15 protein-coding genes and 1 pseudogene are annotated in these 19,057 nt (G+C 70.5%); 11 read left to right on the forward strand and 5 right to left on the reverse strand.

Going from position 1 to position 19,057, the window contains the following annotated elements; genetic code table 11:
* Positions 1–124: 124 nt before the first annotated feature.
* The 4 genes from G447_RS0110660 to G447_RS0110680 form a co-directional block, all read right to left on the reverse strand.
* A complete protein-coding gene (locus G447_RS0110660; RefSeq protein WP_026431037.1) occupies positions 125–1,024 on the reverse strand; it encodes a TrmH family RNA methyltransferase in 900 nt (299 codons plus the stop codon).
* Between the two features lie 7 nt (positions 1,025–1,031).
* Positions 1,032–2,096: a quinone-dependent dihydroorotate dehydrogenase gene (locus G447_RS0110665; RefSeq protein ID WP_026431038.1), complete on the reverse strand. Its 1,065-nt coding sequence runs from the start codon at positions 2,094–2,096 to the stop codon at positions 1,032–1,034.
* 17 nt (positions 2,097–2,113) lie between these two features.
* The gene (locus G447_RS0110670; protein WP_026431039.1) at positions 2,114–2,782 is read right to left on the reverse strand and encodes a hypothetical protein; all 669 of its coding nucleotides are present in this window, start codon (positions 2,780–2,782) and stop codon (positions 2,114–2,116) included.
* A 432-nt stretch (positions 2,783–3,214) separates the two neighbouring features.
* Complete coding sequence (locus tag G447_RS0110680) at positions 3,215–3,844, reverse strand: DUF3043 domain-containing protein (RefSeq protein WP_026431040.1); 630 nt, start codon at positions 3,842–3,844, stop codon at positions 3,215–3,217.
* A 59-nt stretch (positions 3,845–3,903) separates the two neighbouring features.
* On the opposite strand from G447_RS0110680, the gene G447_RS0110685 reads away from it, so the two are divergent.
* The 6 genes from G447_RS0110685 (at position 3,904) to trpD (ending at position 9,778) form a co-directional block, all read left to right on the forward strand.
* Positions 3,904–5,286: a M20/M25/M40 family metallo-hydrolase gene (locus G447_RS0110685; RefSeq protein WP_026431041.1), complete on the forward strand. Its 1,383-nt coding sequence runs from the start codon at positions 3,904–3,906 to the stop codon at positions 5,284–5,286.
* Positions 5,283–6,485, forward strand: a complete 1,203-nt coding sequence (locus G447_RS11625) for a glycerate kinase (protein ID WP_243442371.1) — start codon at positions 5,283–5,285, stop codon at positions 6,483–6,485. Before G447_RS0110685 ends, G447_RS11625 begins: the two co-directional genes overlap by 4 nt.
* A gap of 34 nt (positions 6,486–6,519) precedes the next feature.
* Complete coding sequence (erpA, locus tag G447_RS0110695) at positions 6,520–6,873, forward strand: iron-sulfur cluster insertion protein ErpA (protein WP_005870902.1); 354 nt, start codon at positions 6,520–6,522, stop codon at positions 6,871–6,873.
* 18 nt (positions 6,874–6,891) lie between these two features.
* Positions 6,892–7,923 carry an FKBP-type peptidyl-prolyl cis-trans isomerase gene (locus G447_RS0110700; protein WP_026431042.1) on the forward strand — a complete coding sequence of 344 codons (1,032 nt, stop codon included), beginning with the start codon at positions 6,892–6,894 and terminating at the stop codon, positions 7,921–7,923.
* A gap of 410 nt (positions 7,924–8,333) precedes the next feature.
* Entirely contained in the window at positions 8,334–8,726 is a 393-nt protein-coding gene (locus G447_RS0110705; RefSeq protein WP_026431043.1) for a DNA-binding transcriptional response regulator, read from the forward strand.
* Complete coding sequence (gene trpD / locus G447_RS0110710) at positions 8,723–9,778, forward strand: anthranilate phosphoribosyltransferase (RefSeq protein WP_026431044.1); 1,056 nt, start codon at positions 8,723–8,725, stop codon at positions 9,776–9,778. The genes G447_RS0110705 and trpD overlap by 4 nt, the downstream gene beginning before the upstream one ends.
* A gap of 237 nt (positions 9,779–10,015) precedes the next feature.
* Here trpD and G447_RS11630 read toward each other — a convergent pair whose 3' ends face one another.
* A complete protein-coding gene (locus G447_RS11630) occupies positions 10,016–10,762 on the reverse strand; it encodes a 3'-5' exonuclease (protein ID WP_051226326.1) in 747 nt (248 codons plus the stop codon).
* A 59-nt stretch (positions 10,763–10,821) separates the two neighbouring features.
* Here G447_RS11630 and G447_RS12735 point away from each other — a divergent pair.
* The 5 genes and pseudogenes from G447_RS12735 to G447_RS12180 all read left to right on the forward strand — a co-directional run.
* Positions 10,822–11,628: pseudogene (locus G447_RS12735) on the forward strand (lysophospholipid acyltransferase family protein); the annotation flags it as partial.
* Between the two features lie 1,176 nt (positions 11,629–12,804).
* On the forward strand, positions 12,805–14,019 hold the full coding sequence (locus tag G447_RS0110725; protein WP_005867575.1) for a pyrophosphate--fructose-6-phosphate 1-phosphotransferase: 1,215 nt from the start codon (positions 12,805–12,807) through the stop codon (positions 14,017–14,019).
* A 10-nt stretch (positions 14,020–14,029) separates the two neighbouring features.
* Entirely contained in the window at positions 14,030–15,454 is a 1,425-nt protein-coding gene (locus G447_RS0110730; protein WP_026431045.1) for a class II 3-deoxy-7-phosphoheptulonate synthase, read from the forward strand.
* A 185-nt stretch (positions 15,455–15,639) separates the two neighbouring features.
* A complete protein-coding gene (locus G447_RS11640; RefSeq protein WP_243442372.1) occupies positions 15,640–18,675 on the forward strand; it encodes a tetratricopeptide repeat protein in 3,036 nt (1,011 codons plus the stop codon).
* 239 nt (positions 18,676–18,914) lie between these two features.
* Positions 18,915–19,057 (forward strand): tetratricopeptide repeat protein (locus G447_RS12180; protein ID WP_131295755.1); only part of this gene is annotated, 143 nt, incomplete at its 3' end.

The raw sequence follows: 19,057 nt of genomic DNA on the forward strand, positions 1-19,057 counted from the left end.
CGAAGCAGCCGAACCCGCCCCCGTCTGCGCGGGGCGACTCCGGCCAGTCTGCTCAGTCGGGCGGGTCCGGTGATGAGTCGGGGGAGGACCAGTGACGACTGGTCGGCGGCCGCTGCCTCGGGCGTTAGCGGCAGGCTCCTGCCGATGGTCCTGATGCCCGCGCCCCCACGCCCCGCGTCGCCCAGAACACGACGGCGGAGGCTGCGGCGACGTTGAGGGAGTCCACGCCGTGCTCCATGGGGATGCGGACCGTGTAGTCGGATGCGGCGATGGTGCGGTGCCCCAGCCCGTCGCCTTCTGTGCCCATGACCATGGCGAGTTTGGCGTCCGGGATGGCCAGGGCGGGCAGTGCCGCGAAGGCGTCGAGGGGCACGGCCTCGTCGCTCAGCGCCAGGGCTGCGACCGTGAACCCGGCGCCGTGCAGCGCGCCCATATCGGGCCACGCCTCCAGGCGCGTCCACGGGACCTGGAACACCGTGCCCATCGAGACCCGCACGGACCTGCGGTACAGGGGGTCGGCGCACGAGGGCGTCACCAGGACCGCATCGACGCCCAGGGCAGCGGCCGAGCGGAAGACCGCGCCCACGTTCGTGTGGTCGACCAGGTCCTCCAGGACGACAACGCGGCGTGCGGGGGCGCCGTCCCGGGCGGCTGCCAGCAGTTCGTCGGCGCGGGGCAGGGCGGGCCTGTGCATCGCCGCGAGGGCACCGCGGTGCAGGTGGAAGCCCGTGAGCTGTTCGAGGACTTCCTCGGGCGCGGTGAAAATGGGGACGGGGCCGCCGTCGGCCGAGCCCGTGGCGGATTCGATGGCCCCGGCCAGGCCCGGCAGGTGCCGCTGGGCCATGAGGAAGGAGCGGGGGGAGTGCCCCGCGTCCAGGGCGCGCGTGATGACGCTGGAGGACTCGGCCATGTACAGGCCGCGCTCGGGCTCCAGGCGGGCGCGCAGCTTCACGTCCTTGAGGCGCGTGTAGTCGTCCAGGCGGGGGTCGGCGGACAAGTCCGGGCCAGTGAGGGGGATGAGCATGGCGTCCTCAGGGGCGCTGGAGGGCTCGGGCGAGGGTGCCGGGCCACGTCGGCCCCTCGTAGATGAAGGCGGTGAAGGCCTCGACCAGGTCCGCCCCCGCCCCCAACATGCGGCGGGCGTCGGCGGGCGAGGACACGCCCCCGGTGCCGATGAGCAGCTGGGAGTCGTCGAGGTTGGCGGCCACCAGGCGGATCACGTCGAGGGCGCGCTCACGCAGGGGGGCGCCGGAGACACCGCCCTGGCCGAGGTCGTGGTCGATGGTGGTGTTCGTGGCGACCACCCCGGCCAGGCGCATGCTGCGACTCAAGCCGCAGACTCCGACGATCTCCTGGTCGGACAAATCGGGGGCGATCTTGACGAAGAGCGGGATGTCGCGGTCGGGGCACCCCTGTCGGCTGCCGTCGCGCGCCGCCTCGACTATGGGGCGCAGGCGGTCCACGGACTGCAGGTCCCGCAGGCCGGGAGTGTTGGGGGAGGAGACGTTGATGACGATGAAGTCCACCCACGGCGCCAGGGCGCGCGCGCAGTAGGCGTAGTCCCGGGGGGCGTCCTCCTCGGGTGTGGTCTTGTTCTTCCCGATGTTCGCCCCCACGACGGCGCTGCGCCCGGCTTTGGTGGAGCGAAGCGCGCGCAGGCGCACGGCTGCGGCGTCGGCGCCGTCGTTGTTGAAGCCCATGCGGTTTCGCAGGCCCCGCTGGTCGACCAGGCGCCACAGGCGGGGCGCCTCGTTGCCGGGCTGGGGGCGCGGCGTGATCGTACCGACTTCGACGAAGGCGAAGCCGAGGGCGGCGAGCCCCAGGACAGCCTCGGCGTTCTTGTCCATGCCCGCTGCCAGGCCCATGCGGGAGGCGAGGGCGCGCGGACCGATCATGAGGGGCTGTTCGGCGCCGTCGACGACGCGCGTCGGCGCTGTGCGGGGGTCGAGGTGGCCGACGGTGGCCCGCATGAGGCCCCTCGTGGGCGCGAAGGCCCCCGCCAGGGCGATGGCCCCGAGGCCCAGGTGGTGGGCACGCTCGGGGTCGGACTTGGAGATGAAGTGCTGGAACGCCCAGCGGTACGCGCTGCCGATCATGCCCCAAGCGTATGCGATTAATCCCACCACGCCCACCAGGCGAGGGCGCCTCCGGGCCCCGCGCACGCGCACGAGAGCTCGTCGGGCGCGACGGTGTCGGCGGCCAGGCCCAGGAAACCGCGGATGCGGCGCCAGTGCTCCTCGCGCGGCGGCGCCCCTGTGGCGCGCGCCCCGTCCGGGACTCCGCTCTGGACGCCTCCTGCGCTGGCGGCCACCAGCGGAGCGCTCCCGTTGGGCGCGCTGATCGCGCCCGGTGCGCAAACCCCCTCGGTGGAGCTGCCCGCGTCCTGCGCCGCCGGGTCGGAGCGCCGATCCACGTCCAGCGGCCCTCTGGCGGGGCCCAGGTCCGAAGCCGGGACCAGGACCGCGTCGATGGTGAGCCGCTCGTCCCAGCGGGGCGGGGCGATCAGGTACCCGCACAACCGCACGCCGGGGCGGGCGACGGCCGCGGAGAGGAGGTCTCCCAGGGCAGGGGCGTTGTTCTGCCGGTCCTCCAGCTGCTCGGCGGGCAGCAGGGCGAGCAGGCGCTCGGCGACGGGGGCGCCGATCCCCTGGACGCGGGTGTAGTCGGAGCACTCGGAGCCGGCGTCGGTCAGGGGCGAGAGCAGGGCGCGGATCCCGGTGTCGTCCAGCCAGCCGGAGTGGCCGTAGAGTCCGGGGACGGGGTTCGCGATGACGGTTGGCATGGGGTGCCTCCTGATGGGTGGAGCGGGTGTTGCCCCAACCATCGCGCGCCGCCGTCGCACGCCGCACCCCCTCGGCCTCCGGGTGTGGATGCGCGCGCCCCGCGCTTCCCGGTTGTGGAAACGCGCCCCTTCGGCAGCCCTGTGGAACCACGCCTGGGCGGGGCCTGGGCCACGGCGCCCGCAACGCCGCCACCCGCTGGCCCGGGGTCTGCGCCAGTTAGACGCCCCCTGCACCATTTAGAACCGCTTTACACCACTTAGGTCCCCGACACGTCGGCAAAAAAGGGGATTGCATGGACCTAAGTGGTGCAAGCGGCGTCCAAGTGGTGCAGGAACATGCTAAGTGGTGCAGGGCATGCTGGTCGCTGCCCGGCCGCCCGTAGTGTGGCACCCCCGCGCGGCCGCCGGGCGGGGCTGTGAACGCTCCGGCCCCTACTTCTTCGTCTTCGGGAACTCGCCGCGGGCCACCTGCGGGCGCGGGGAGCGCCAGCGCCGCAGGAACAGCATGCGCGAGAAGCAGTAGTACCAGGTGCCGCGCGGGATCTCATCGCCCGGGTAGCGCTCGGCCAAGTGCTTGCGGATCCTGCGCCACACGATGGTCGACTCGAGGATGACGATCGCGAAGGACCCGTACATGAGGACGGTCGAGCCGATCAGAAGTGCGGACGCCACCTGTATGCTCAGGCGGTCGGCGAAGGCGGAGAGCACCATGACGAGTACCAGGGACAGCAGGATGATCGGCATGACGAACTCGCCGAAGGACCAGCGCGCGTCCACCCAGTCGCGCACGAAGCGCCTCACCCGCCCCTTGTCGCGGGCCGGCAGGTGCTGCTCGTCGCCCGTGATGAGGGCCTCCTGCTCGGCGCGGAAGCGGGCGTTGCGCGCCTGGCTGGCCCGGCGTTTCGCCTCTTTGCGGTCGGCGGGCACCAGGGGCCGGTTGTTGCGCGCCTGGGCCTGTTTGCGCGTCGGGGTCGGACGGCCCTTCTTCCCGGAGGCCATGGGGACTGCGGACTCCTCGGCGCCCGCGTGGGCGTCGTCGGCATGCTTCTTTCGGCTAAACACTCCCTCAGGCTAGCCGATGCGGGGACATTTGGCCGCTTCCATGGGCTAACCTGGGCGCTATGAGTGACACACACGCTTCTGGGACCACCGCCGCCACCGACGCGCTGCGCGCACGCCTCGACGAGGCGTTCCCCGCGCTGCTCGACGAGCTCAAGGCTCTCGTCGCGATCCCCTCCATCTCCTCCGACCCCGACCACCGCGCGGACGTGGATGCCAGCGCCGAGCACCTGCGCCAGCGCTTCGAGGCCCTGGGCATGAGCGCCCGCGTGCTCAGCGAGGACGCGCCCGACGGCACCGCCGGGATGCCCGCGGTCGTGGCCCGGGGTCCCCGCGTCGAGGGGGCGCCCACGGTCCTGCTCTACGCCCACCACGACGTGCAGCCCACGGGCGACGTGTCCCGCTGGTCCCTCAGCCCCTTCGAGGCGGAGGTGCGCGGGGACCGCATCTACGGGCGCGGCGCCTCCGACGACGGCGCCGGAGTGGTCGTCCACCTGGGCTGCATGGCACTGCTGGGCGAGTGCCCGCCGGTCAACGTCGTCGTCTACGTCGAGGGCGAGGAGGAGATCGGCTCCCCGTCGTTCACCGCCTTCCTGGATGCCCACCGCGACGAGTTGGCGGCCGATGTCATCGTGGTGGCCGACTCCAGCAACTGGAAGGCCGGGGAGCCCGCCGTCACCTCGACCCTGCGTGGGAACGCCATTGCCACGGTCGATGTCACGGTGGCCGACCACGCCGTCCACTCCGGGGCCTTCGGGGGGCCGCTCCTGGACTCCGTTGTGGTCTCCTCCATGCTCATCTCCTCCCTCTTCGACGCCGACGGCTCGGTCGCCGTCGAAGGACTGGGAGGGTGCGACGACGCCGATGTCGTGTGGGACGAGGCGGACTTCCGGGCCGCCGCGGGCGTCGTCGACGGCGTGCGCCTGGCGGGCACTGGTGACCTGGCCGCCCGCGTGTGGACGAAGCCGTCGATCACCGTCATCGGTTTCGACGCGCGCAGTGTGCGCGACGCCTCGAACACGATCTCCCCGCACACCCGTTTCCGCCTGTCGCTGCGCACGGTGCCGGGCGCCGACCCCGATGAGGCGCTCGATAAGCTGGCCGCCCACCTGCGCGCCCACGCCCCCTTCGGCGCCCGCGTGGAAGTGGAGAAGAACGACGGCGGCAATGGCTTCCAGGCGGACATGGACTCCCCGGTGTCATCCCTGCTCCACGAGTGCCTCACCGAGGCGTGGGGGACGCCGAGCGTCAATATCGGCGTGGGCGGCTCCATCCCCTTCATCGCGGACTTCCAGCGGATCTTCCCCGGCGCCCAGGTGGTCGTCACCGGCGTGGAGGACCCCCTCACGAACGCCCACTCCGAGGACGAGTCCCAGTCGATCCCCGACTTGAAGAACGCGATCCTGGCCGAGGCCCTGCTGCTCACCCGCCTGCCGCTCCTGTGAGCGGCCCCCGCGTCGTCGTCGCGGGCCGGTGGCTGGGGGAGGGGGCCGACGCGGCCCCGGGAACGCCGGAGGACGGGCCTTCCCCGCAGCGGCCAGGCGCGGATCCGGTGCTGAGGGCACCCGGGAACGGAGCCCCCGACCCGGGCAACGGGGATTCCCCGGCGTTCGAGGCTGTCGTGGGCAGCCAGCCGAACCCCGACCCGGGCAGCGGATCTTCCCCGGCGACCCTGAGGGCGCTGGGGGCCGTCGCCTCGGGCATCATGGGCGCGAGGCCCGGCGCGCGCTGCTCCCTGGTCCCCCTGGGCCCGGGTCCCGTGTTCGACGAGGCGGCCGCCGGCGCCGGCGCTTTCACCGCGATCCGCGTCCCCACGGGAGCCCCATCGACCGCGCCCGCCGGCGAAGCGGTGCGGGCCGCCCTTGCGGGCGGGGGGATGGTCGTCGTCGAGGGCGGGCACAATGCCGCAGTCGACTGCGGATTCGGCTTCCTCACGGCACTGACCGGCATCAGCGTGCGCGAGGGGGACGACCTGGCGCGCTCCCTGCCCGCCGCGCTCGACCGCGCCGAGCGGATCATCGCCGACTCCGGCGTGGACCTGGTGGCCGCCGCCTCGACGACGCGCCCCCTGGTGGGCCTCGACTCCGTGCTGGCCGTCGCCCCCGGCCTCGAGCCCCGCCCCGGCCAGGACCCGGGCCTGACGGCCCTCCTGTCGCGCGAACTCGCCCGCCGTCCGCGCTCGCGCACCCTGCTCGCCCAGGCGGCCCCCGGCCCGTCCACGGGGGCTGGCCCCGCGTCGGCGCGCGGGTCCGGCTCTGGCGGGGGAGCAGCGGCCGTCATCGCCGCCATCGGCGGCAGGATCGTGGACACGGGCGCGCTCCTAGTGGCCCTGGGGCCGCTGCGCCACCACCTGGAAGGGGCGGACCTGCTGGTCGCGTGCGAACCGGACCTGTCGTTCCCGGCGCTGGCGGAGTCGTGCCTCGACTCCATCACGGCCGCGGCCGCCCCCTGGGCCATCCCCGTGGTGGCTCTGGTCGCCCGCTCCACGCTCTCCGCCCACGAGAGGGCCCAGTGGGGGCTGCACGGCGTGTTCGCCACCGACGGGGTCTTGAACCTGGGCGCCGCAGGCGCCCGCATCGCGCGCACGTGGCTGCCCGCAGCCGACGGACCCGATAGCGCTGCCCGGCACAAACGCGTAGGGTGAACCCGAACGGGCACACGTATCTCTAAGGAGCACCATGTCTGATACTGCAACTCAGGCTCCCACGCACGAGGTCATCCTCACCGACGTGGCGGCCACGAAGGTCAAGAGCCTGCTGGCCCAGGAGGGCCGCGACGACCTGCGGCTGCGCATCGCCGTCCAGCCGGGCGGATGCTCCGGCCTCATCTACCAGCTCTACTTCGACGACCGGGTCCTCGACGGCGACGCCATCCGGGACTTCGACGGCGTGGAAGTCATCGTCGACCGCATGAGCGTGCCCTACCTGGCGGGCGCCACCATCGACTTCGCGGACTCCATCGAGCGCCAGGGCTTCACCATCGACAACCCGAACGCGCAGAACACCTGCGCCTGCGGCGAGTCCTTCCACTGAGACGGGGATTGCACTGACATGACGTCGACACTGCGAAAGATCGGCGCCGTGGCGTGCGCCGCCCTGACCGCCATCACGCTGGCCGCGTGCTCGCCCGCGTCCTCGGACTCGTCCCAGAGCGGGGTGCTGGAGTGCACCACCGACGACTCCGCCGCACAGGCCCAGGTGGACCGCTCGGGGGCCGGGTACTTCCCGAAGGTCACGGGCACTGAGACGCCCGTCATCGACCCCGCCACGGGCTCCGAGCCCACCGACAAGGTCCTGGTCAAGACGCTGACGAAGGGCAGTGGGCCCGAGGTGTGCCCGGGCGCCCAGGTGAAGGTGAACTACGTGGGCGCCCTGTGGGACGGGACGAAGTTCGACTCGTCCTACGACAAGGGCAAGCCCGTTTCCTTCAGCCTCAGCGGCGTCATCAAGGGATGGGGGTACGCCCTGGCGCACGCCCACGTCGGCGACCGCCTCGAGCTGGTGATCCCCTCGTCCCTGGGTTACGGGGAGTCCGGTTACGGCCAGGATATCCCCCCGAATGCGACCCTCGTCTTCGTCGTGGACATCCTGGAGCAGCAGGGCGTGTCCCGCCAGCATCTGGCCGACGAGGCCACTTTGACGAGCGCCGAGGCGACGGGCGAGGAATTGCCCGCGGGCATCACCGTGACCGGGGGGCCCGGCGTGGAGCCGACCCTGACGATCGACGAGTCCCAGCCCGTGCCCACCGAGCAGCAGGTGTACACGGTCTACAAGGGAACCGGCGAGGCACTGGCCGCCACCGACACAGCGCTTTTGAGGGGTGTTGGCAGTGGATGGGGCTACCAGGGCAAGACCGAGTCCTCGTGGAACTCCGAGCCCCTGCAACAGCCCGTCGCCCAAACGCCCTTCGTCGGGTACACGATCGGCTCGCGCGTCGTCGTCGTGAGCCCGGTCCCCGCACAGCAGGGCCAGTCCGGACAGTCGGGAACTGTGACCCAGGCCATCGTCCGCGTCTTCGACATCGTCGGGAAGACGGAGTACCTCGACTCCACCGGGAAACCCGCCACCCCGCCGCGGGGCTAGCGGCAGCGGCCCGCGGGCCAGCGGTGCCCACTGGCCCGGGGGCAGGCGGTGCCGACCAGCCCGGGGGCCCAGCGGTTGCCGGCGCCCACCGGCCCGCTGTCCGGGGCGCGGTCCCGCCCGGGGCTTGGCTGTTGTCGGCGCCCGGCGGTCGGGTGGTGCCGACCGGCCCGCGGTCCCGCCCGGGGCTTGGCTGTTGTCGGCGCCCGGCGGTCGGGTGGTGCCGACCGGCCCGCTGTTCCGCCCGGGGCCCGGCGGTTGCCGGCGCCCACCGGCCCGGGGATGGCGCCGCCCAGCCGCGTTGCCCCCAAGAGGGGGCCTCCTGAACGTGGGAGGCCCCCTCTTGTCGCTAGAATGGGCCCGCACAACACGCGGCCGACGGCCGCGCCAGCACACCACGAGGGAGTAACCAAGTGAGCGGAGAAAACGTGAACATCCTCGTTTTCAGCGACGACATCACGCGGCGCCGGGCCGTGACCGAAGGGGTGGGACTGCGCGCCTCCGCGGACACCCCCCGGATCACGTGGACCGAGGCCGCCACGGCCTTCGGCGTGCGCGACGCCTTCGACCAGGGGAACTTCGCCCTGCTCGTCCTGGACGCCGAGGCGAAGAAGGAGGGCGGTATGTCCATCGCCCAGGATCTCATGGAGACCCGCGAGGACGTGCCCCCCGTCGTGCTGCTCACCGCCCGCCCCCAGGACGATTGGCTCGCCTCGTGGGCCGGGGCGTGCGCCACCGTGCCCGACCCGCTGGACCCCCTGGTCCTGCAGGAGACCATCGCCGAGGCGCTGCGGGGCGTGAAGTGACGGGCGCGCCCCAGTGGAGCGACGTCATTGCCCGGCTCAACGGCGGCCGCCCCCTGTCCTACCAGGACGCCTACTGGGTGATGGACCAGGTGATGACCGGTGAGCTCGGCGACGCGCGCCTGGCCTCGTTCCTCACGGCCATGGCCATCAAAGGGGCCACGGTGGACGAGATCCACGGCCTGGCGGACGCGATGCAGGACCACGCACTGGCCGTCGACCTGCCGTCGCGCGCTCTCGACGTAGTGGGAACCGGCGGTGACGGCTTCGGCACCGTCAACATCTCCACGATGTCGGCGATCGCCCTGGCGGCCGCAGGCGTCCCCATCATCAAGCACGGCAACCGCGCCTCCACGTCCAAATCGGGTTCCGCCGACGTGCTCGAGGCCATGGGAGTGTCCCTGGACGTGGACGCCGCGCGCCAGCGGGAGGTCTTCGAGCGGATCGGCATCGCCTTCCTCTTCGCCAACAAGGTCCACCCCTCGATGCGCTTCGCGGCGCCCGTGCGCAGGGCCCTGGGCTTCCCGACGGCCTTCAACGTGCTGGGACCGCTGACCAACCCGGCGCGCGTGCAGGCGTGCGCCATCGGTGCTGCGGACGAGGCCAACGCCCGCCTCATGGCCGGGGTGTACGCATCGCGCGGCCTGTCCGCCATCGTGTTCCGCGGCCGCGACACAGGTTTGGACGAGCTGTCGACCGTTGGCGTCAACCAGGCGTGGATCGTCAGCGGCGGGGCCGTCAGCGAAGTGGAGTTCGACGCCTCGGAACTGTTCGACATGGAACCGGCCCGCATCGAGGACCTGCGCGGCGGGGACGCGCACCAGAACGCGGAAGTCGCGCGTGAGGTCCTCTCCGGTGCAGGCACGCGCGCCGTGCGGGACGCGGTCTGCCTCAACGTCGCCGCCGGTGTGCTCGCGTGGGAGGGCCTCGACGAGGCCATCGACGCCGGCTCCTACGCGCGAAGGCTCGGCGAGGCAGTGGAGCGCGCCCACCGTGTCCTCGACTCCGGCGACGGGGCGGCGCTCGTGGAACGCTGGGAGGCCCTGTCGGCCTGATCGGATCCCTCACGCCAGGCGGGCGCTCCGTGCCCGAGCAGGGCGGGTGGGGGCGGCAGTCCCCGGGCCGGATGGGGCCAGCGGCGCTCCGGGGCGGACGGGGCCCGGCCACTGCCGGGCGTCCCTCCAGCCGGGAAGGGGCGGATCGGGCACGGGCAGGCGGTGCTCCGCCTTTGTTCACATGTGCGGGACCCTCGCCGAAGGGGCGGATCGGATGCGCGCAGGCGCTGCCCCGCCTCAGGGGCGCCGCGCCGCGTACCAGCGGCACACGGCCACCAGGTCCTCGACCTGACCGAACCCCGCCTCGGCGGCCAGGCCGACCAGGCCGCACAGGACCTCGCCGGTCGCCCTGGCGTCCCCGAGAGCACGGTGCCCGGGGGCGGTGGCAGTGCGGAAATAGCGGGCGACCGTGCCCAGCCGGTGGTCGGCCACAACCGGGCGGGGCAGGGCCAGGCGCGCCAGGCTCAGGGTGTCCACTGACGGCGGCGTCCGCCACGGCATCGAGCAGGCGCGCGAGGCCCGCGCCAGGAAACCCATGTCGAAGTCCACGTTGTGCGCGACCAACACCCTGCCCGGCGCTCCCGCTCCCGCCCACGCGGCGAAGCGCGGGTACACGGCCTGGACCGGGGCCGCCCCGGCGACCATGTCCGTGGTGATTCCTGTCATCTTCTCGATGAACGGCGGGATCGGAGCGCTGGGGCGCACCAGCTCCTCGAACTCGTCGACCACCTGGGTTCCGCGCATGCGCAGCGCCCCTATCTCGGTGATCTCGCATGCGCGGCCGAGCCCCGTGGTCTCCACGTCGACCACCAACCAGTCGGCGCGCTCCAAAGGCGTGCCCAGGCCCTCCAGGGCGGGGGTCAGGGCAGCCTCGAGGCGGCGGGCCAGGGCGCGCGCGAGTTCCGCGCGGACGCCAGGGTCGGGGGCGGGACCGGAATGAGACCGCTCTTCGGTCGAACTACCCATGCGCCCCCCGTTCGTCATAGAGTAGATGGTAATGCCCCGCGCGAGTTCCGTGCCCCGTCGACGATCGAGGAGTCACAGTGGCGTTCTATCAGGCTCTCAAGGCCACCGGCGGCCCCATTCTGAAGGCCGCTTACCGTCCGTGGATCCGCGGTAAGGAGAACATCCCCGCCGAGGGGCCCGCGATTCTGGCGTCGAACCACAACGCCGTGTGGGACTCCGTGTTCCTGCCGATGATGCTGGACCGCGAGGTCGTCTTCATGGGCAAGGCGGACTACTTCACGGGCACCGGTTTCAAGGGGTGGGTGACGAAGGAGTTCATGCGGGCCGTAGGCACCATCCCCGTGGACCGCTCCGGCGGGCGCGCCTCGGAGGCCGCCCTCAACGCGGGCCTCAAGCGCCTGAGGGAGGGAGAGCTCTTCGGCATCTACCCGGAGGGGACGCGCAGCCCCGACGGCCGGCTCTACCGCGGCAAGACGGGCGTGGCGCGCTTGGCGCTGCTGTCGGGCGCCCCCGTGATCCCCGTGGCGATGATCGGCACCCACGCCGCCCAGCCCATCGGGCAGCGGATCCCCTCCCGCACGAACATCGGCATGGTCATCGGCGAGCCCCTGGACTTCTCCCGCTACAAGGGCCTGCACAAGGACCGCTACGTGCTGCGGGCCATCACCGACGAGATCATGTACAACCTGATGCTGCTGTCCGGGCAGGAGTACGTCGACCTCTACGCGGCCGACGTGAAAGCCAAGATGGCCGAGGAGGGCGAGTTCGACGGCCCCGTTCCCTCCAACGGGCGCGCCGCTCCCGGCGGGCGCATCGCCCCCGAGGTCGAGGTGCCCGGGCCGCCCGAGGACGACGCCGACTCCGATTCCGCAGACGACCAGGAAACTCCCGAGGCGGCAGAGGGCTCGGAGGCTCCGGCCTCGGACGCCGCACCGGTCGAGAAGGCTCCGGCCGAGGCGGAGGCTCCTGCTGAGGAGAAGGCTCCCGCTCCCAAGGTGAAAGCCGATTCCGAGTCCGTGGCTCCAGCCTCGGATGCCGAGCCGGTTGAGGAGAAGGCCAGCGCTAAGAAGGCGACTCCGACTAAGGAGACGGCTCCCGTTAAGGGGGAGGCCCCCGCGGCTGAGGCGGAGGCTGATTCCGAGTCCCCGGCCCCGGCCTCGGATGCTGCGCCGGTTGAGGAGGCGGTTTCCGTAGAGGAGAAGGCAGCCCCCGATAAGAAGGCAGCTCCCGCTAAGAAGGCTCCGGCTAAGAAGGATCCCGCTAAGGAGGAGGCTGATTCCGAGTCCCCGGCCCCGGGCATCGGGGAGAAGGCCAGTGGGGCGAAGCGGAAGAAGAGCGCCAAGCGGAAGAAGCGCTGACGGCCATGATCGGCGTCCTCTTCCAGGGCGGTGTCGCGCGCTTCGCCAACCGCACCGACCGTCCCGAACCGGGGCAGGGCTAGGGTAGGGGGCCGCGCAGCCCCGTTCTACGCACACAAGGACCGGAATTACGCAACATGCGACCGCACACAAGGGCGGAGTCAAGCCGTTGTGTGCGCAGCGTGTTTCGTAAATCAGCCCCCTTGTGTGCGTGGTTGTGAGAGGGGCTGTGTGTGCGGCTCGTTGTCGGTGCTTTGGGCGGCTTCGTGCACCGCGCTGCGGGATCCGCCCTCCGCTGCACTACTTAGCCCTCCGTTGCGCCACTTAGCGTGCTGTTGCGCCACTTAGCCCTCCGTTGCACCACTTGGGCCGACGTGGGTCCTGGTTCTCCCGGCGTGTCGGGGGCCTAAGTGGTGCGGGCGGTGTCTAAGTGGTGCGGGCGCGGGCTCGGGGTGTGTTGTGCGAGTCGTTCGAGCCGGTGGCCGGTGCCGGCTGTGCGGATGGTGGCTCAGTGCCGGGCGGCCAGTGCGCCCGTGACGGGCAGTGGGAGCGCGGTGGCGCTTGGGGTGGTTGGAGCGCCGCCCGGTGGGACGGGCGTCCCTGCGGTGCTCCGCGCCTTACGGCTAGACTGGGGCCGTTGCCCCGCGCCCGGGCGGGCCGTGGCACCCAATCGTCCACACAAGCCTGAGAAAGGTGACATACATGTCAGTCCGTCGCGTCGCCCTGCTGACCGCAGGCGGCTTCGCCCCCTGCCTGTCCTCCGCCGTGGGCGGCCTCATCGAGCGCTACACCGAGATCGATCCCACCGTCGAGATCATCGCCTACCAGAACGGCTACCACGGCCTGCTCACCGGCAACTACGTCGTCGTCGATGAGGACGCCCGCGCTCGCGCCGCCGTGCTCCACCGCTACGGCGGCTCGCCCATCGGCAATTCCCGCGTCAAGCTGACGAACAAGAAGAACCTCGTCGAACGCGGCCTGGTCGCCGAGGACGAGAACCCCCTGGAGAAGGCCGCCGAGCAGCTGCGCAAGGACGGCGTCGATGTCCTGCACACCATCGGCGGCGACGACACGAACACCACGGCCGCCGACCTGGCCGCCTACCTGGAGGAGCACGACTACCACCTCACCGTGGTCGGCCTGCCCAAGACCATCGACAACGACGTGGTGCCGATCCGCCAGTCCCTGGGCGCATGGACCGCCGCCGAGGAGGTCTCCAACTACGCCCAGCACGTCATCGGCGAGCACCGCTCCAACCCCCGTATGCTCATTATCCACGAGATCATGGGCCGCCACTGCGGGTGGCTGGCCGCCGCCGGGTCGCGGCGCTACCACGAGTGGCTCAAGACCCAGGAGTGGGTGCCCTCCATCGGCCTGACCAAGGAGCGCTGGGACGTCCACGCCGTCTTCCTGCCCGAGCTGGCCATCGACATCGAGGGCGAGGCCAAGCGCCTGAAGGCCATCATGGACGAGCAGGGCAACGTCAACATCTTCCTCTCCGAGGGCGCGGGCGTCCCCGAGATCATCAAGGAGATGGAGGCCGCGGGCGTCGAGGTCAAGCGCGACCCCTTCGGCCACGTCCAGCTCGACACCATCAACCCCGGCCAGTGGTTCGCCAAGCAGTTCGCCGCCAAGCTCGGCGCCGAGAAGGTCATGGTCCAGAAGTCCGGCTACTTCTCGCGCGCGGCCCACGCGAACGCCGACGACCTGCGCCTTATCAAATCGATGACGGACCTGGCCGTCGAGTGCGCCTTCAAGGGCGAGTCCGGCGTCATCGGCCACGACGAGGAGGACGGCGACCGCCTCAAGGCCATCGCCTTCCCGCGCATCGCCGGGGGCAAGCACTTCGACGTGACCCAGAAGTGGTTCACCGACCTGATGGCCGAGATCGGCCAGGACGTCGTCCCCGCGAAGTGAGCCGGACGGCGTGATCCCCTCCCTCACCCCTGGACGCGGCGGTCAGCCCGAGCGCAAGCCCGGCTACCGCCGCGTCCCCGAGAGCCTGTGGTCCCCGTCGTCGGGGGAGCCCGCCCCCTGGGACACGTGGCGCCGGCTCGAGGCGCTCCAGCAGCCCGCCTACCCCGACAGTGCGCGCGTCGGCTCGGTGACCGCGAGCCTGAGGCTCCAGCCCCCGCTCGTCTTCGCCGGCGAGGTCGACGACCTGCGCACGTGGATGGGCGCGGCCTCGCGGGGCGAGGCGTTCGTCCTGATGGGCGGCGACTGCGCGGAGACATTCGCCGAGGCCACGGCCGACCACCTGCGCCTGAAGATTCAGACGCTGCTGCAGATGGCCGTGGTGCTGACCTACGGCGCGTCGCTGCCGGTCATCAAAGTGGGGCGCATCGCCGGGCAGTACGCCAAGCCCCGCTCGTCCGACGTGGAGACCCGCGACGGCGTGACACTGCCCAGCTACCGGGGCGACGCCGTCAACTCCCACGAGTTCACGCCCGAAGCCCGCGTCCCCGACCCGGCGCGCCTGCTCGACCTGTACCACCACGCGGCCTCCACCCTCAACCTGATCCGCGCCTTCACGAAGGGCGGCTACGCGGACCTGCGCCAGGTCCACCACTGGAACCGCGGCTTCATGACGAACCCCGCCTACGCGCGCTACGAGTCCCTGGCAGAGGACATCCACCGCGCCATCAAGTTCATGGGCGCCGCCGGCGTGGACTTCGACTCCCTGCGCGACGTGGACCTCTACTCGTCGCACGAGGCGCTGCTGCTGGAGTACGAATCCGCGATGACGCGCATCGACTCGCGCACGGGCGAGCCGTACAACACGTCCGCCCACTTCCTGTGGGCGGGGGAGCGCACCCGCGGCCCCGACGGCGCGCACATCGAACTGCTGTCCCGCGTGCGCAACCCCGTCGGCGTGAAACTGGGGCCCACGACCACGCCCGCGGAGATGACCGGCCTCATCGACCGCCTCAACCCCGACGGGGAGGACGGCCGCCTCACCTTCATCACCCGCATGGGCGCCGACCGCATCCGCGAGTCCCTGCCGCCCCTTCTGGAGGCGGCGCGCGCCGACGGCCGCCCCGTCACGTGGATGACGGACCCGATGCACGGCAACACGATCACCGCCTCCACGGGCCACAAGACCCGGCGCTTCGAGACCGTGATGGACGAGGTCCGCGGCTTCTTCGAGGCCCACGACCAGGCGGGCACCGTGCCCGGCGGGCTGCACGTGGAGCTCACGGGCGACGACGTCACCGAGGTCATCGGCGGCAGTGAGCACATCGACGAGGAGTCCCTGCGCAAGCGCTACGAGACCCTGGTCGACCCGCGCCTCAACCACCAGCAGTCCCTGGAGATGGCCTTCCAGGTGGCCCAGTACCTGGCGAAGGGGTAGGCGGGCCGCAGGCGGAACAGGCTGCGCTCGGTTTGTGGGCAAGCAGCGGCGTGCCGGTACGCGAGGGGAGAGCCGTGCCCGCTGTTCGATCGGGTCGATTCCGCTGTCGGGGCTTCCGCCGCCCCTGGTTTTCTTTTCCGCATTATGCGCTTCCGTGTGTGGTGGGTCACGTGTAGGATGCGGGTATGGTGGATCCGGTGCTTGTTTCGGTGGCTGGCGTTGGCGCGTCGGTGGTGAAGTTCCTTTTGCGCGCGTCGGGCCAGGATGCGGTTGCGGGCCTTGTCGGTGATGCGCAGGAGGGGTTGGGGTTGTTGGCCGGGCTGAGGGGGCGGGTCAACGATAGGGGCGGCGCTGTTGCCAAGTGTATTGAGAAGACCGTGGCCGACAGGGTGCGCGGCATGTACCAGAAGTGCCAGGACCGGGGTGTTGGCACCGAGCGCCTGGACGGCGTTGCCACTGGGGTTGGCGGGCTTCTTGACCGGGTCGGGAACGATGATCGTTTCATTGTTGAGGCCGTGCGCTCTCCCGATAGGTTCGCCGCCATGCTCCATCGGCGCGGCGAGCCGATCCGGGCGCAGCTTTTCGCGCGCTCTGAGCCGTATTTCGATGAGCTCGTCGATGCTGTGGCCGCGGAGTATGTGAGGCTGGCGCCGTGGTCGGAGAAGTTCCAGATCGAGGCGCTCAAGTACGTCATGGGCGCGCTCGACCGCATTGAGGAGGGCGTGGGCAAGATCCAGGAGGACGTGGGCAAGGGACTCGAGAACGATGCTCTCATCCTTGAGAGCTTAGAAATAGTCAAGGAAAACCAAAATGCAACCATCGGTGGTCTGCCACGGCCAGGTCGGGTTGTTTTCGGGGCTCGTCCTGATGTGGCTGCGGGGTTCCGGGAGCGCGTAGAACAGGGGACGCTGCGCGGCTTGGTGGTCGACGGTGTGCAGGAGCGCGTGGTTCTTGTGGGGATGGCGGGGTGTGGGAAATCGCAGTTGGCCTCAAGCCTGGCGCGGGAGTGCGGGGCTGCGGGGTGGGGCCTGGTGGCGTGGCTCAACGCCTCATCGGCGGACTCCGTCAGGAGCGATCTGGTGGAGCTCGCCCGCCGGTTGGGCGTCGACACGAGCGACAACCCCACGCAGGACCAGGTGATCGAGCGGTGCCTTGGCCACTTGCAGTCGGCCGATGCGGGTGACCGGTTGGTGGTGTTCGACAATGTCGAGGACTTCAACGACTTGACGGGGGTGGTTCCGCGCGGTGGTAGTTTGCGGGTGGTGGCCACGAGCAGGCGCCGTGACGTGTCGTCGGCGTGGGAGGCGGTGGAGGTGGGTGTGTTTCCCCGCGCGGATTCGATCGCTTTCGTCCAGTCGATCACGGGTTCCCAGGACAGCGGGGCCGCTGATGCTCTGGCTGCGCGGCTCGGGGACCTGCCTCTTGCCCTTGCCCAGGCCACTGAGACGGCGCGGATCGAGCGGTGGTCTCTGGCGGAGTACCTCGACCAGTTGGACGCTTACTCCAGTGACCGGGTGATCCATCGTATTCCTGGGGATTCCTACCCCGATGACGTGTCCTGGGCGCTGTTGCTGGCCGTGGACTCCGCCCTCAGTCGCATCAAAGACGGGTCGCATGAGGCGGCCGGCCTCCAGGTCGGGGCGCTCGCTGTGCTCGCCGAGTCGGGTGTGCCCACCCGGTGGATTGCCCCCGGGGCGAGGAAAGCGCAGACGGATGGGAACGCGGATGGGGCGGGTGAGGGCACAAACGCGGATGCGGGTCCAGTGGGTGAGACAACCAAGGTCCGCGCTGCTGCTGCCGAGAACGCGCGCCGCGCACTAGCCGCACTCCTCAACGCGTCGGTGGTCCAGCAGTCCACCGACAGGGGCGTGACCATGGTGCACCGTTTTCAGGGGCAAGTGCTGCGTGAGAACTGGAACCCGGGGGAATGGGCTGGGGCGTTCGGCGCGGCGACGGACTTGCTCGACCGGATTGACATTGACAGCCTGCCCCGTGAGGACGCGGAGGGGCGGCGGCGGGAGGCCCGTGATCTCATCGAGCAGCTCCGCGCCATCGCCGCCCAGGACTACTCCCATCCCTTGTTCGAGCGCGAACGGGTTCGTGCTTGCCTTCATCATGCTTTCGTTCACGCGGATGACCTAGGCTTCGCCAATGAGGCCCTTACACTGCATAACGCTGTGGACGCTGTTCAAAATGCGCTGGGGCCCGACCATCCCGACACGCTCGCCCTCGGTAACGCCCTCGCAGCTGCCTATCAGAGAGCGGGGCGCCTCAGTGAAGCAATCCCCTTGTTCGAGAAGGTGGTCGCTGACTGTGAACGGATCCTGGGCGTCAACCACCGTAATACACTCGCCTCTCGCCACAACCTTGCAAACGCTTACCAAGAGACAGGCCGTCTCGACGAGGCGATTGCTCTTTTGGAGGAGGTGGTTACCGACAGGGTGCGCGTCCTAGGGGCCGACCACGCCGACACACTCGCCTCCCAGAATTGCCTTGCTATCGTCTATCAAGCGATGGGAACGAATGATAAGGCGATCGCCCTATTCGAGGAGACCTACGTCCAACGCAGCGAAACCCTCGGTATTACACACCCTGACACGCTCAAGTCTCAGAATAGTCTTGCCATCGCGTACCGAGCGGCAGGCAGGGACGATGACGCGGTCTCCCTGCTCGAAGACACGCTAGCCGACCGTGTGCGCGTCCTGGGCGCAGACCACCCCCAAACCCTCACCTCCCGCAACAACCTCGCGGGTGCCTACCAAGCGGCGGGGCGCCTGGGCGAGGCGATCCCCCTGTACGAGCAGGTGCTAGCCGACCGTGTGCGCGTGCTGGGAGATGACCACCCCAACACCCTCACCTCCCGGGGCAACCTCGCGGCCGCCTACTATGAGGTGGGTCGCCTCAGTGAAGCGATCCCCCTGCTCGAGGGGGTGCTCACCGACCGTTTGCGGGTCCTGGGTAGCGACCACCCCCACACACTCACTTCCCGCAACAACCTCGCAGTCGCCTACCAGGCGGCGGACCGTATCGGCGAGGCGATCGCCCTGTTCGAGGAGGTGCTCGCCGACCGGGTGCGCGTCCTGGGAGACGGCCACCCTGACACACTCGTCTCCCGCCGCAACCTTGAAGCCGCGAGGCGCGCCCGCGACTCGGGCAATGCCTCGGTTCGTGCGCCGAAGAAGGAAGCACCACCATCCTCAGGCAAACGGCTGTGCCCGTAAGCGGGGGAGGCGTGACAACCGCGTATCCGTCGGACTAAACGGCCCCGCCCTTGGACGGAGTCGGAGCCGACGAGCGGAGGTGGTGGGCGGAGGCGGTTGGCCGCAGTCGTTGCACTATTCAAGATATGCGAGGAAGCTGTGAGTCCCGACCACCTCACCGTTAAGGTCTGCAATCTCCTCGAGTCCTTTGAGCGCAAAATGAACATGTTCCCCGCCCCGTCCCCTGAATCGAGTGAAGAATGAACGCCATCGACCCCATCGCCGAACGGAACGCCCGCGCCCTCCAGTACTCGCAGGAGGGCAGGGGCGATCTCGCGATTCCGCTGTTCGAGGAGGTGCTCGCCGGTCGGGTGCGCGTCCTTGGTACTGACCATCCCGACAC

The sequence above is a fragment of the Schaalia georgiae DSM 6843 genome (genome assembly GCF_000429245.1).
GTDB lineage: Bacteria > Actinomycetota > Actinomycetes > Actinomycetales > Actinomycetaceae > Pauljensenia > Pauljensenia georgiae.